The 14,620-nt window shown below is 34.9% G+C and carries 11 protein-coding genes; 7 read left to right on the top strand and 4 right to left on the bottom strand.

The genetic code is table 11. The features are described 5' to 3' along the window. The first annotated feature begins 73 nt into the window (after positions 1 to 73). Both gabT and C7J89_RS02975 read left to right on the top strand, forming a co-directional pair. Positions 74 to 1,375 (top strand): 4-aminobutyrate--2-oxoglutarate transaminase, encoded by a 1,302-nt coding sequence (gene gabT, locus C7J89_RS02970; RefSeq protein ID WP_103294660.1) that lies wholly within the window; start codon positions 74 to 76, stop codon positions 1,373 to 1,375. Positions 1,376 to 1,526: 151 nt separating this feature from the next. Then, positions 1,527 to 2,906: an NAD-dependent succinate-semialdehyde dehydrogenase gene (locus C7J89_RS02975; protein ID WP_061853836.1), complete on the top strand. Its 1,380-nt coding sequence runs from the start codon at positions 1,527 to 1,529 to the stop codon at positions 2,904 to 2,906. 58 nt (positions 2,907 to 2,964) lie between these two features. Here the strand turns inward: C7J89_RS02975 and C7J89_RS02980 are convergent, their stop codons facing one another. Then, complete coding sequence (locus C7J89_RS02980; RefSeq protein ID WP_061853835.1) at positions 2,965 to 3,858, bottom strand: fructose bisphosphate aldolase; 894 nt, start codon at positions 3,856 to 3,858, stop codon at positions 2,965 to 2,967. A 265-nt stretch (positions 3,859 to 4,123) separates the two neighbouring features. Here C7J89_RS02980 and C7J89_RS02985 point away from each other — a divergent pair, with 265 nt between their 5' ends. Both C7J89_RS02985 and C7J89_RS02990 read left to right on the top strand, forming a co-directional pair. Further along, entirely contained in the window at positions 4,124 to 5,356 is a 1,233-nt protein-coding gene (locus C7J89_RS02985; RefSeq protein WP_103294661.1) for an acetylornithine deacetylase, read from the top strand. A gap of 395 nt (positions 5,357 to 5,751) precedes the next feature. Next, on the top strand, positions 5,752 to 7,368 hold the full coding sequence (locus C7J89_RS02990) for a BCCT family transporter (protein ID WP_103294665.1): 1,617 nt from the start codon (positions 5,752 to 5,754) through the stop codon (positions 7,366 to 7,368). A gap of 121 nt (positions 7,369 to 7,489) precedes the next feature. Here C7J89_RS02990 and cudC read toward each other — a convergent pair whose 3' ends face one another. Further along, on the bottom strand, positions 7,490 to 8,047 hold the full coding sequence (cudC, locus tag C7J89_RS02995) for a choline uptake/conversion transcriptional regulator CudC (protein WP_061853832.1): 558 nt from the start codon (positions 8,045 to 8,047) through the stop codon (positions 7,490 to 7,492). Positions 8,048 to 8,248: 201 nt separating this feature from the next. Between cudC and betB the strand changes: the two genes are divergently transcribed. Continuing rightward, on the top strand, positions 8,249 to 9,745 hold the full coding sequence (gene betB / locus C7J89_RS03000) for a betaine-aldehyde dehydrogenase (protein ID WP_061853831.1): 1,497 nt from the start codon (positions 8,249 to 8,251) through the stop codon (positions 9,743 to 9,745). 44 nt (positions 9,746 to 9,789) lie between these two features. Beyond that, positions 9,790 to 11,475, top strand: coding sequence for a choline dehydrogenase (gene betA / locus C7J89_RS03005; RefSeq protein ID WP_061853830.1), 1,686 nt, complete (start codon positions 9,790 to 9,792; stop codon positions 11,473 to 11,475). A 777-nt stretch (positions 11,476 to 12,252) separates the two neighbouring features. On the opposite strand, the gene C7J89_RS03015 is transcribed toward betA, so the two are convergent. Further along, a complete protein-coding gene (locus C7J89_RS03015) occupies positions 12,253 to 12,576 on the bottom strand; it encodes a hypothetical protein (protein ID WP_103296021.1) in 324 nt (107 codons plus the stop codon). A gap of 96 nt (positions 12,577 to 12,672) precedes the next feature. Then, positions 12,673 to 14,040, bottom strand: coding sequence for an MFS transporter (locus C7J89_RS03020; RefSeq protein ID WP_103296020.1), 1,368 nt, complete (start codon positions 14,038 to 14,040; stop codon positions 12,673 to 12,675). A 121-nt stretch (positions 14,041 to 14,161) separates the two neighbouring features. Here C7J89_RS03020 and C7J89_RS03025 point away from each other — a divergent pair, with 121 nt between their 5' ends. After that, positions 14,162 to 14,599 (top strand): GNAT family N-acetyltransferase, encoded by a 438-nt coding sequence (locus C7J89_RS03025; RefSeq protein ID WP_103296019.1) that lies wholly within the window; start codon positions 14,162 to 14,164, stop codon positions 14,597 to 14,599. Positions 14,600 to 14,620 lie beyond the last annotated feature (21 nt).

Below are 14,620 nucleotides of genomic sequence, written 5' to 3' on the forward strand. Positions count from 1 at the left end.
TTTCATGAAAGTGTATTTTAGTAATAGATAGACAAAATACACAATTAGTATGTAAAGGGTGGAGGTTTTCAGTATGTCTAATAATTTCACAAAATTCAAAGATAAGAGAGAACAATTTGTAGCTAGAGGAGTAGGGAACGGTAATTTACACGTTGCTGATAAAGCACAGGGGGCGACGATTACAGACGTCGATGGCAACGAATTTATCGATTTTGCAGGCGCAATTGGTACGTTGAATGTAGGACATTCACATCCAGAAATAACGGCTCATTTAAAAACACAGTTAGATAAATTTATTCATCCAGGATTTAATGTAATTATGTACGAAAGTTATTTAAATCTTGCAGAAAAATTAACGCAAATTACACCGGGTAATTTTGATAAAAAAGTAGTTTTACTTAATTCAGGTGCTGAAGCGGTAGAAAATGCCGTTAAATTAGCGCGTAAACATACTGGCAGACAAGCAGTAGTTTCATTTGTACGTGGCTTCCACGGTAGAACAAATTTAACAATGTCTATGACTAGTAAAGTTAGACCATATAAATTTGGTTTTGGACCTTTTGCATCAGAAGTATATCAAGCGCCATACCCAAATTTATCTGAAAAGCCAGCAAACGTATCTGAAGAAGAATTTGTAGCTCAAAGTATCGCACGCTTAAAAGATTTCTTTATTGAAACAGTAGATCCAGAAGAAGTAGCTTGTATCGTAATGGAACCTGTACAAGGTGAAGGTGGATTTGTTATCCCTCCTAAAGAATTTGTACAAGAAGTGAAGGCAATTTGTGAAGCAAATGGTATTGTATTTGTGGCCGATGAAATTCAAACAGGCTTTGCACGTACAGGTAAGATGTTTGCTATTGAACATTTCGATGTAGAACCAGACTTAATGACTGTTTCAAAATCACTTGCTGCGGGTTTCCCATTAAGTGGTGTTGTAGGTAAAAAAGAAATATTAGATAGTGCAAACCCAGGCGAAATTGGTGGCACATATGCTGGGAATCCGCTTGCATGTGAAGCTGCATTAAAAGTAATCGATATCATCGAAAAAGAACAATTGAATGCGCGTTCTGAAGAAATAGGTCAACAAATTGAAAATCAAATCAATACTTTAAGCGAAACATATCATTGTATTACTAAAACACGTCGATTAGGTGCGATGGTTGCTTTTGAATTAGTAGACGAAAAAACTGGGGAACCTAATAAAGCATTAACTGGCGAACTTGTCAAAGCTGCTAATGACAATGGTTTGTTATTATTGTCGGCTGGTATCAAAGGTAATGTGATTAGATTTTTAACACCATTAGTGATTACTGAAGACGAGTTAGAAAAAGGATTTGCAATATTAAATAAAGCGTTTGCTGAAATAAACGCTTAACAGTGGGTATAATATAAATAAGGTCACTTTGAAAATTTAATTATATTTTCGAGTGACCTATATTGTAATACCACAAAGAAGTACAACGATAGCGTATATATTGTGTAACTTGCAGTAGGTAGAAAGACCTTAAAACAAGGGGGATTTTTAAATGTCAAAATTATCAGTATTAAATCCGGCAACAAATGCCGTTATTAAAGAACTTGAATATACTAGTAATGAAGAGATTACTGCTCAAATTGATCGAGCATACGAAGCGTTTCAAGAGTGGAGAACTGTTGATGCGCATGAACGTTCAGCCAAGTTATTGAAATGGGCAGAATTAATCGACGCACATATCGATGAAATCGCTGAACTTATCACCTTAGAAGGTGGAAAACCATTAGCTGAAGCAAAAGGTGAAGTGGCTTACGCTAATTCTTATGTAAAATGGTACGCAGAAGAAGCAAAACGCATTTATGGACGCACAATTCCTGCTAATACGCCAGACAAAGAAATTTTAGTAGGTAAATTTCCTGTAGGTGTAGTTGGAGCGATTACGCCGTGGAATTTCCCAGCTGCAATGATTACTAGAAAAATGGCACCAGCATTAGCAGCAGGATGTACAATCGTTTGTAAACCAGCAGTACAAACGCCATTGACAACGATTAGACTTGTAGAACTTGCACATGAAGCTGGTTTCCCTAAAGATGCGATTTCTTTCATTATAGCGTCTGGTAGAGATGCTGGTGAGGCTTTTACAAGTCATGAAGCGATTCGTAAAATTACATTTACTGGTTCTACGCCAGTGGGTAAAACATTAATTAAAGATGCGGCAGATTCAGTGAAAAATGCCACAATGGAACTTGGTGGATTGGCACCGTTTATTATTCACAAAGATGCAGACATCGATGCTGCAGTTGAAGCGACAATTGCTTCGAAATTTAGAAATGCTGGCCAAACTTGTATTTGTGCAAACCGTATTTATGTTCACGAAGATATCGTTGACCAATATACCGAAAAATTAATGACTAAAGTACATGGCCTTAAAGTAGGTAACGGTATGGACGAAGGTACAGAAGTTGGTCCATTAATTAATCAAGGTGCTGTAGACAAAGTCTTAGACCAAATTACAGATGCTATGGGTAAAGGTGGACATGTGTCACGCTCATTAGATGAAGTAACTGAATTAGGTGGCAACTTCTTAAAACCAGTCGTTATTTCAAATGCCAAACAAGATATGAAAGTTATGAATGAAGAAACTTTCGGCCCGATTGCGCCAGTAATGGCATATAGTGACCTTGATGAAGCGATAAAAATTGCTAACGATACGCCATTTGGTCTTGCGGCATATTTCTATACTAATGATTATCGCACAGGACTTAAATTGTATAATGAACTAGAATACGGTGTGATTGGGTGGAATGATGGTGGACCATCAGCAGCACATGCGCCTTTCGGTGGCTTTAAAGAAAGTGGTTATGGCCGTGAAGGTGGTACTGAAGGTATTGAACCATATTTAGAAACTAAATATTTATCTATTAAAAAGTAAAATCACAAGCAAAAGCACCGGTACAAAGTACCGGTGCTTATTTTAATTTGAAAATTATTTATGCGTTTTTATTTACTGAAGCATCGTAAATTGAATCGATTGTATCACCTAAGATTTTGTCGAAGTCTGCTTCAGATTGATTAACGTTTAAGTCGTTAATTAAAGCACGAGAGAAGCTTGCAATTAAGTTGTCATTTTCTTTTAGTAAGTTGTTAGCATCTTCTCTGCTGTAACCACCTGATAATGCAACAACACGTACTACATTTGGATGCTCAATTAATGATTTATATTGATTAGCATTTGTAGGGATAGTTAATTTTAGCATTACAAGTTGATCTTCATTTAATTTATTTAGTTCAGTTAAAATTGATTCCGCTAAATAAGCTTCGATTTGATCTTTGTTTTCAGCGTTAATGTTAACTTCAGGCTCGATAATTGGAACTAAACCAGCTGAAATAATTTGTTTACCAATATCAAATTGTTGTTTAACGACTAAATCAATACCATCTTTGTTTAATTCTAAAATGTTAGAACGCATTTTAGTACCAAATATTTTATGGTCGTTAGCGCGCTGTAACAATTCGTCTAAGTCTGGGATAGGTTTCATTAATTGAACGCCATCTTTTTGTTCATCAAGACCTTTGTCGACTTTTAAGAAAGGTACGATACCTTTGTCAGCTAGGTAATCACCAGTGTGTTTACCTTCAACTTCACGGTCCATTGTTTGTTCGAATAAGATTGCACCAATAATTTTATCTGATGTAAATGCAGGTGAAGAAACAATACGAGTACGCATGTCATGAACTAATTTGAACATTTCATCTTCACTATTATATTGATCTTCTGCTACGCCATAATCTTTAAGTGCTTTAGGGGTACTTCCGCCACTTTGGTCTAGCGCTGCAATAAATCCTTTACCAGTTTTGATTTTTTCAAGTTGTTCTTTATTCATTACTTCCACTCCTTTTACTAGATTCATCTCTAGTATGATGAAAATTGAGCGAGAACGCAATCATTATACTAATAAAATGGAAATATATTTAATCTATAATGCGATAGATTCAAAGCAAAGAAGATTTAACTATAAGTAATATAAGGCTTGGGGCTTAGTGTTTTTACTATTTAATGAAGAAAAATAACTAAAATGACGATTATGTAAACTGCTTGATTTATTATGTTAACATTATCGATAAATAAATGACAAAGGGTGAAATTAGATGGAACAACGACATTTAGATTTATTAGCACAACTTATAGCACATCAAACGGAAAGTCCACCTGGAAGAAATACAGACCCACTTCAAGATGAGGTAGCGATATTGTTGCAAGACATAGGTTTTAACATTAAAAGAGAACCGTTATATGACAACGATAGCGTGATTATTGCAACATTAGAAGGACAGGACCCGAATGCACCTAAATTAATCTTAAATGGGCATATGGATGTTGCTTCTGTCGAAGATGATAGTAACTGGCAGTATCCTCCTTTTGAACTGACTCAAGTAGACGAGTGGTTGTATGGCAGAGGTGTAAGCGATATGAAAGGTGGTATGGCAACATTATTTTATGTGTTAGAACAATTATATCAGCAACAAATACGACCTAAAGGTGACATTATTGTTCAATCTGTCGTTGGCGAAGAAGTAGGTGAAGCCGGTACTAAATTAGCGTGTGAACATAGTCCGCAAGCTGACTTAGCATTAATACTTGATACCAGTGAGCAAAAAGCCTTAGGTCAAGGAGGTGTCATAACGGGTTGGATTACAATAAAAAGTAAAGAAACAGTCCATGATGGAGCGAGACATAGCATGATACATGCCGGTGGCGGAAAATTTGGTGCTAATGCAATTGAAAAGATGACGGTTATAATTCGCACGCTCAATGACTTAGAGAGACATTGGGCAGTAATGAAATCTTATGAGGGAATGACGCCGGGAGCAAACACGATAAACCCTGCTGTCATCGAAGGTGGTAGACACCCCGCATTCATCGCTGACGAATGTCGATTATGGATTACTGTTCATTATTTACCGAATGAAAGTTATGAAGAAGTCGTGGCGGAAATTGAAGATTATTTAAATAAAGTAGCACAAGCAGACTTATGGTTAGCACAAAATCCACTAACATTTGAATGGGGAGGAGCATCTATGATTGAAGATCGTGGCGAAATATTTCCGAGTTTTGTAGTGCCTACAGAGCATTCGGGCTATAAATTGCTTAGTGATGTACATGAACAAGTTCATGGTGCGCCTTTAGAGACAGGTCTAAGTACGACAGTGACTGATGGAGGGTGGACTGCTTATTTCGGTATTCCGACAATTTTATATGGTCCTGGTAGTTTAGAAGAAGCACATAGTGTCGATGAAAAAATAAGCGTAAATGAATTAGAAAACTTTAGTGAGGTATTATATAAATTTCTGAAAAATTGGTATAATCAACCGCAAAAATAAGTTGTTAATAATGAGTTGATTTTATTGGAAATGGTCACAAAAAAATACCGATTTTAGCAAAAAAAAGAATTTTTTGAAATGAATATTTATTATATTTTTGTGAATATAAATACAAAATGTTTACATTGTAAGATTTGTTCATTACGTTAAATTTAAATTTAACACTGTGATTATGGCGATTTTTATGACTTATTAAAATTAACTTTTTATATATTTATTCATTAAAAACAGAAAACAAAATTGTATGTAATTTGCATTATTATATAAAGTTCGTTAATCTCTTCATTATGAATTAAATCAATTGCATATGTTGCTAAATTTAGTAAGTTATGCACAATACATAATAATTCTATAATGGGGAGTGCTCGATTTTGAAAAAGAGAAAAGGAACGCTGATGGATTGGCCTACATTTATAGGTGCGTTTGCAATTTTACTTATTGCAGTTATACCGATGATGGCCTTTCCTAAAGCCAGCCAAGATATAATCACACAATTGAACGAAGTAGTAACGAGTTCTTTAGGTGTAGCTTATTTAGTTTTAGGCTTAGCCGTATTAGGATTCGTGTTATACATTGCATTTGGTAAATACGGCAATGTTACTTTAGGTAAAGCAACAGACAAACCAGAATTTAATACTTTCAGTTGGGCGGCGATGCTCTTCTGTGCTGGTATTGCATCTGATATTTTATATTGGGGATTAGTGGAATGGGCTTTCTATTATCAAGCACCACCACATAATGCAAAACCTTTTAGTCATGAAGCATTAGAATACGCTTCTATGTACGGTATGTTCCATTGGGGACCAATCGCATGGGCGACATTCGTTTTACCTGCATTGGCCATTGGATATCAAATTTTTGTAAAGAAAAAACCAGTTTATAAAATTAGTCAGACATTAAGACCAGTACTAAGAGGTCAAACTGATGGCTACGTTGGTAAAATTATAGACGTACTATTTATTTTTGGTTTAGTAGGTGGAGCTGCAACTTCACTTGCACTAGGTGTGCCAATGATTTCTTCCGGATTAGAAACATTGTTTGGTATTAATGGTAATAGCATTGTTACTAAAGGTGTCGTGCTATTTACGATTACTGTTATTTTCGCCTACAGTTCTTATTCAGGATTGAAAAAAGGTATTAAAGTACTAAGTGACTGGAACGTTATATTAGCATTTGTATTATTAGCATTTGTTCTTATTGCGGGTCCAACAATGTTTATATTAGAAAATTCTGTAACAAGTATAGGTAACTTATTTAAGAATTTCTTCGAAATGGCGACATACGCGCAACCATTAGGACAAATTAAAGGACAACCAGATAACAAATTCCCTGAACAATGGACAGTCTTCTATTGGGCATGGTGGTTAGTTTATGCACCGTTCATTGGTCTATTTATTGCACGTATTTCAAAAGGAAGAACGTTGAAAGAATTAGTACTAGGAACATTAATCTACGGAACATTTGGTTGTATGTTATTCTTTGGTATTTTTGGTAACTTTGCACTTTACTTACAATTATCAGGACAATTTGATGTTGTGCATTCCATTAATACAATTGGTACTGAACCCACGCTAATGAAAATATTAAGTCATTTACCATTTTCAAAAGTAGTCATCGCATTATTCTTAATTTCAGCATTTTTATTCTTGGCTACGACATTTGACTCTGGTTCATATATATTAGCAGCGGCTTCACAGAAAAAAGTTATAGGTGAACCATTAAAACCTAACCGCTTATTCTGGGCATTCGCATTATGTTTATTACCATTCTCATTAATGCTTGTCGGTGGTCAACGCTCATTAGAAGTACTTAAAACGGCTACGGTTGTTTCCAGTGTGCCACTGCTCGTCATATTTGTAATAATGATGGTCGCATTCTTGAAAACACTATCGAACGACAGATTGAAACTACAACGTCGTGCCGACCGTTATAAAGAAGTAGAAAGAAGATCATTACGTATCACACAAGTAAGAGAACGACAGCAAGATGAAAACTTAGACGATAACTTATAAAAATATTGAACAGCGAGGAATTCATAAAGAACAGAATTCTTCGCTGTTTTTTATAACAAGTTAAAAGAGATAACAAAAAAGCCTTATAGACGATGCATCTATAAGACTTGTTTAAGTTATGTTATTCAGGTTGACGAGGTTCAGGAATTGGGAAGTATTTAAATATTTCCCCTGAATCAATTGCGTCACTAAGATTTTCTAACCATTCATAGTATGGCAATGTGTCGATTAATTGGTTTTTAATTTTTGTAGCTTGTTGTTTCGTATCATCATCAGTTTGACTATCATCTAAGATTTTATCTAATAAGGATATCGCTTTATAGACACCGTCTCTGTTAATTTCAATTTCTCGGCTCCATTTTTGAGTGAAGAAATTATTAAAGAAATTGAAGAAGTCTTTTTCAGCAACGAAATGTTGTTTTCTACTGCCACGTGTAAACTGTTGTTTGACGATATGAAATTCTTGTAATCTTTTAACCCCAGCACTCATGCTTGGCTTGCTCATTTGTAGCTGTTGACGCATTTCATCTAATGTCATGCTATCTTCAAATAACATCGTGCCATACAAGTTACCAACACTACGATTAATGCCATATAAATCCATTGTCGCGCCAATTGCGTTAATAACAATATCTTTAGCTTGTTCTATTAAAGCTTCAGGTTGGTCTTTAGTCGACATGTAATGCACCTCCGAATCTGGTTTTTAAACTTAATTTTCTGTATGTAATATTTTTCTCAATATTAACATACTATAGCACAAACCTATATCAGTCATCTATAACGTTTTAAGAGAGATTTGACATAGCTTCAATTACTATGCTAACATAACTTTGTAAAATTCGTTAAATAAAAATTTAACAAACTTAACGGAGGTAATTTGATGCAACTTGTAAACAATTTATCTCGTCGTCAATACATTGATGGTGAGTGGGTAGACAGCTCAAACAAAGCAACACGTACTATTATTAATCCATATAATCAAGAAACAATATTAGAAGTAGCAGAAGGTACAGCGGAAGATTCAACACGCGCTATCTTAGCTGCTAGAAGAGCATTTGAAGACGGAGAATATTCACAACAAACAACAAGTGAACAAAGAGGACAAAAAGTAAGAGCTATCGCAGATGCGATTAAAAACAACAAAGAAGAACTAGCTAGATTAGAAACTTTAGACACTGGTAAAACTTTAGAAGAGTCTTATGCAGACATGGATGATATCCATAATGTATTTATGTATTATGCAGGACTTGCAGATAAAGATGGCGGAGAAATAATCGATTCTCCAATTCCAAACACTGACAGTAAAATTATTAAAGAACCAGTTGGTGTCGTAACACAAATCACACCTTGGAATTATCCTTTATTACAAGCATCTTGGAAAATAGCACCAGCATTAGTAACTGGTTGTTCATTAGTAATGAAACCAAGTGAAATTACACCATTAACAACAATACGTGTATTCGAATTAATGGAAGAAATTGGTTTCCCTAAAGGTGTTATTAACTTAGTGCTCGGTAAAGGTTCAGAAGTTGGTGAACCATTATCAGCACACGAAGACGTAGACCTTGTATCATTCACTGGTGGTATTAAAACTGGTAAACACATTATGAAACAAGCGGCAGATCATGTTACAAACATTGCATTAGAATTAGGCGGTAAAAACCCTAACGTAATTTTTGCTGATGCAGATTTCGATTTAGCTGTAGACCAAGCGCTTAACGGTGGTTTCTTCCATGCTGGTCAAGTATGTTCAGCAGGTTCAAGAATCATTGTGCATAACGACATTAAAGAAAAATTCGAACAAGCGTTAATCGAACGTATTAAAAATATTAAATTAGGTAACGGTTTTGATGAAGATACTGAAATGGGTCCAGTTATTTCACAAGAGCACCGTGACAAAATTGAAAAATACATGGAAGTTGCTAAAGAAGAAAATGCAACTATCGCTATCGGTGGTAAACGTCCAGATAGAGAAGACTTACAAGATGGATTCTTCTTCGAACCTACTGTAATTACAGACTGTGATACTTCAATGCGTATCGTACAAGAAGAAGTATTTGGTCCAGTAGTAACAATTGAAGGTTTTTCAACTGAAGAAGAAGCGATTGAATTAGCAAACGATTCAATATATGGTCTTGCTGGTGGCATCTTTACTACAGATGTTGGTAAAGCTGAACGCGTAGCAAGCAAATTGAAAATGGGTACTGTATGGATCAATGATTTCCATCCTTACTTTGCTCAAGCACCTTGGGGCGGTTACAAACAATCAGGTATCGGTAGAGAACTTGGTAAAACCGGTTTAGCTGAATACCAAATTGAAAAACATATCTTAAGAAATACACAACCTGAACCTGTAAATTGGTTTGGTAAACAATAAAGCAATTAGCAAACTCAGATTATAGTACGGGAGGACATATATAAATGAGAGAAGCATATGATTATATTATAATTGGTGGCGGAAGTGCCGGATCAGTTTTAGGAAGTCGTTTAAGTGAAGATAAATCAAAAAACGTACTTGTATTAGAAGCAGGTCGTAGTGACTATTTCTGGGATTTACTAATTCAAATGCCAGCAGCATTAATGTATCCAGCAGGTAACAAATTATACGACTGGATTTATGAAACAAATGAAGAACCATTTATGAAAGGCCGTAAAGTGGGACATGCACGTGGTAAAGTTTTAGGTGGTTCTAGTTCTATCAACGGTATGATTTATCAACGTGGTAACCCAATGGATTACGAAAAATGGGCACAACCAGAAGGTATGGATAATTGGGATTACGCACATTGTTTACCATACTTTAAACGTTTAGAAAAAACATTCGGTGCAACTAAAGACGATGAATTCCGTGGTCATCATGGTCCAATTAAATTAAAACGTGGACCAGCTACAAACCCATTATTCCAAGCATTTTTCAACGCCGGTGTTGAAGCAGGATATAATAAAACACCAGACGTAAATGGTTTCCGTCAAGAAGGTTTTGGACCATTTGATAGCCAAGTACACAACGGGAGACGTGTCTCAGCATCAAGAGCTTATTTACATCCAGCTATGAGACGTAAAAACTTAGATGTACAAACACGTGCATTCGTTACTAAAATTAATTTTGAAGGTAACAACAAAGTAACTGGCGTAACATTCAAGAAAAATGGTAGAGAACATACTATAAATGCTAAAGAAGTTATTTTATCAGGTGGTGCATTCAATACACCTCAGTTATTACAATTATCAGGTATCGGTGATTCAGAATTCTTAAAATCATTAGGTATTGAACCACGTATTCACTTGCCTGGTGTTGGTGAAAACTTTGAAGACCACTTAGAAGTTTATGTTCAACATAAATGTAAACAACCAGTATCATTACAACCAAGTTTAAATAAATTCAAAATGCCATTTATTGGTTTACAATGGATCTTTGCTCGTAAAGGTGCAGCAGCATCAAACCACTTCGAAGGTGGCGGATTCGTACGTTCAAACGACGAAGTTGATTATCCAAACTTAATGTTCCACTTCTTACCAATTGCTGTAAGATATGATGGACAAAAAGCACCTACAGCACATGGTTACCAAGTACACGTTGGACCAATGTACTCTAACTCACGCGGTAGCTTGAAAATTAAATCAAAAGACCCATTTGAAAAACCAGACTTTGTCTTCAACTATTTATCAACTGAAGAAGATAAACGCGAATGGGTAGAAGCAATCAAAGTTGCACGTAACATCTTATCTCAAAAAGCTTTAGATCCATATAATGGCGGAGAAATTTCACCAGGACCTGAAGTACAATCAGACGAAGATATACTAAACTGGGTTGCTAAAGATGGAGAAACAGCATTACACCCATCTTGTAGTGCTAAAATGGGACCAGCTTCAGACCCAATGTCAGTAGTTGACCCAGAAACTATGAAAGTTCATGGTATGGAAAATCTACGTGTCGTAGATGCTTCTGCAATGCCACGTACTACAAATGGTAATATCCATTCACCAGTATTAATGATGGCTGAAAAAGCTGCAGACATCATCCGTGGTAAAAAACCATTAGACCCTGAATATATTGATTATTATCGTCATGGCGTACATGATAAAGACGCTGGTACAATTAAATAATAAATATAGTCAATAACATAAAAAGGCAATTTCTATTTCGAAAATAGAAATTGCCTTTTTTATATTGTGTAATTACGTCACAACGAAACATAGAAATAAACGGTATTGCGAGACTCCGACGGGAACAGGACTAGGCGAAGACTACAGGCTGAGACAGTCCCCGAGGAAAGCGAGCAAGCGTTATAAAACATATTTGAATGTCATGAAAAAAGTTATAGATTTCATTACTAACCCAATACCAGTTATAAATAATAAACCCAAAGCAACCTAATGATATAATTCGACAGTTATATTTTGAGCAAGCGTCCAGATACAACTACGATCAAATCAAAGAGATAAGTGGTATTGCGAGACTCCGACGGGAACAGGACTAGGCGAAGACTACAGGCTGAGACAGTCCCCGAGGAAAGCGAGCAAGCGTTATAAAACATATTTGAATGTCATGAAAAAAGTTATAGATTTCATTACTAACCCAATACCAGTTATAAATAATAAACCCAAAGCAACCTAATGATATAATTCGACAGTTATATTTTGAGCAAGCGTCCTGACACAACTATTATCAAACAATGGAATAAATGGTATTGCGAGACTCCTACAGGAACAGGACTAGGCGAAGACTACAGGCTGAGACAGTCCCCGTGGAAAGCGAGCAATACTTATAAAAGATCCTGTAGAATAGCGCAGCTCAAAATAATTATTGATTTATAAGAAAAGTAAAAAAGCCAATCAACATGTATTAATCATCAACATGCTGATTGGCACTTTATAATTTAATTATTTAACAATATTATCTATCAAGGCATCATAGTTATCTTCAAGTATTGCCTTGAAATTAAAAGTAAATTCTAAATCGTTAATTAAAGTTTTATTATCAAAGTAATTAATTTGTTTAATATCATTAATGATAAGACCTATGCCATTTAAATCATCATGATACAAGTCGTTTTTGTGCGCAAGTTCTATTAAACTATCGGCAAGTTGTTTTACATAGTTATTATCATCAAGCGTTGCAAAACTACTATCAATAACTTTCTTATGCTTATCGATAATAACAAGTTTCGTTTCTTCAGCTCCGAATTGTGCGACAAAATAATTCATTACTATAAATTCCTCCTCAAATATGTGATTTAAAAATCACAATATTTGTTTACCCATCTCACAAGTTCTTATTCAATCGAGTCCAAAATTTAAGCATTAAGATTTTGCTAATGAACGTTTGTCAACGAACGTCATAATTAATACAATAACGCCAAGTGAAGCACAGAAAATACCGTCATTATGAATCCCTACTGTGATATCTCCACCTTTAAAGAAGATACCATTAGCTGTAGATGAAACGATTGCACCAATGTACATAAATGTTCTTAACAAACCAGCTGACATACCGATACTTTCTTTTGGTGCTTGATGATAAAGTGCGTTTTGATTAGCTAAGTTCATTAATCCTTGAGGTACACCGAATAATGCAGCTAATAAAACAAGTATTATTAATGAAGTTTGTGGATTAATTAAAGTAAAACTTACCATCGTAAAAATACCGGCTAGCGTACCAATATATAGTTTATTTTTAGAAGATAATGTACTGCCAGTATATTTAGAAGCAATAATTGCAATCACAAACATCGGTAACATTAACAATCCGGCATGACTAGGAGATAAGCCTCTGCCTTCTTCTAACCATTGTGTATAGCCATATAATACACTGTAAGAAATAGTTTGAGTTAATGTAGAACGTATATACGTATTATTTAATGAAGCATTATGCGCTAACAATCTAACATCGATAAATGGCTTTTTAGATTTTAATTCAACAAAAATGAAAATGATAAAAGTAACTATACCAATGATTAATAAATATAAGTTTTTAATTGATGGTTCTGTAAAATATATTATCCATGTTACTAAAGTGATTGTGAAAAATGTCATACCTATAAAATCAATATAAGTTCTAAGTGCAGTAATTTTACCTAAAGATTGTGTGACCTTAGGGAAATATAATACACCGAAAATGATACATAATATTGATAATGGGATATTAACGAAAAAGATTGCTTCCCAACCACCAAAATTAATTAATAAACCACCTAACGTAGGGCCAATCACAGACACAGTTTGGTTGGAAATGGCCAAGACGGTCAGTATACTACTTGGACTGTCTTTTCCAGTGCGTTCACCTTCGTATTTAATTAAATACATGGCTGAAGGGTAACCCGCACATGTACCAATACCTATTAAAAACCGGGCTAAAACGAGTCCGTAAAATGAAGGGGTCACAATCGCGAGTATACTTGCTAAACCAACTAAGCTAGTTGCGAATAGAAATAATCCTTTTGGTCCGAAGACGTCTATTAATTTACCAATAATAGGTTGGCCTATACTCGTAGCCAAATATAATGAAGTAACAAGCAATGCCGTTTGATAAAAAGGAATATTGAAGGCATGTGCTATTGGAATCATAGCTATGGCGATCATGGAAGAATTGATAGGATTGAGTATAGAGCCGAGTATCATTGGAGGGTATAATTTTTTGTTAAATGTGAGTTCATTTGACGAATTACCCATTTTAACATCTCCTTATCTACTCGAAGTCTCAACAACTATAATATGTTAGACTAATAAATTGAGAAAGACAAACGTTTGAACTTGTGGATTTTTATGACAATATATAGAAAGGAATGTCTTGATGCCAATTAATTTAGCTACTAAAAGTGATTTGAATGAAATATATAAAGTACAAACAAAAGCTTTTGAAGAGTCTATTGTGGTACCTCATCGATTAACAAAAGAAGAAATCCAAAATTTATCTCAAATGGCACTAGAAGACGGTGGTCATTATTATGCTTTAAAGGAAGACAATCAACTTATAGGATATACCATGCTAGCTGTGAAAGAAGATAATTTAACAGGCGATAAATATGGTTTTATTTATGAACTGTACGTTATGCCTAAATTTAGAAAACAAGGCTATGGTAAACAATTGATAACTTTTGCTAAACAACATTTTAAACAGTTAGGTTATGATAAAGTGCGCTTAAATGTTTATGTTGGTAATGAGGCGCAACAACTCTATAAAAGTTGTGGTTTTGAAGAGCGTAATATAACGATGCAATTGAAATTATAATTAAATAATGATGTTAAGTTG

It is taken from the genome of Staphylococcus kloosii (assembly GCF_003019255.1).
GTDB lineage: Bacteria > Bacillota > Bacilli > Staphylococcales > Staphylococcaceae > Staphylococcus > Staphylococcus kloosii.

Excerpts from the sequence above, each read along its gene's own strand:
- C7J89_RS03020 (WP_103296020.1), bottom strand. The coding sequence starts at position 14,040 with ATGGGTAATTCGTCAAATGAACTCACATTTAACAAAAAATTATACCCT.
- C7J89_RS02975 (WP_061853836.1), top strand. The coding sequence starts at position 1,527 with ATGTCAAAATTATCAGTATTAAATCCGGCAACAAATGCCGTTATTAAA.
- C7J89_RS02985 (WP_103294661.1), top strand. The coding sequence starts at position 4,124 with ATGGAACAACGACATTTAGATTTATTAGCACAACTTATAGCACATCAA.
- gabT (WP_103294660.1), top strand. The coding sequence starts at position 74 with ATGTCTAATAATTTCACAAAATTCAAAGATAAGAGAGAACAATTTGTA.
- betA (WP_061853830.1), top strand. The coding sequence starts at position 9,790 with ATGAGAGAAGCATATGATTATATTATAATTGGTGGCGGAAGTGCCGGA.
- betB (WP_061853831.1), top strand. The coding sequence starts at position 8,249 with ATGCAACTTGTAAACAATTTATCTCGTCGTCAATACATTGATGGTGAG.
- C7J89_RS03015 (WP_103296021.1), bottom strand. The coding sequence starts at position 12,576 with ATGAATTATTTTGTCGCACAATTCGGAGCTGAAGAAACGAAACTTGTT.
- cudC (WP_061853832.1), bottom strand. The coding sequence starts at position 8,047 with ATGTCGACTAAAGACCAACCTGAAGCTTTAATAGAACAAGCTAAAGAT.
- C7J89_RS02980 (WP_061853835.1), bottom strand. The coding sequence starts at position 3,858 with ATGAATAAAGAACAACTTGAAAAAATCAAAACTGGTAAAGGATTTATT.
- C7J89_RS03025 (WP_103296019.1), top strand. The coding sequence starts at position 14,162 with ATGCCAATTAATTTAGCTACTAAAAGTGATTTGAATGAAATATATAAA.
- C7J89_RS02990 (WP_103294665.1), top strand. The coding sequence starts at position 5,752 with ATGGATTGGCCTACATTTATAGGTGCGTTTGCAATTTTACTTATTGCA.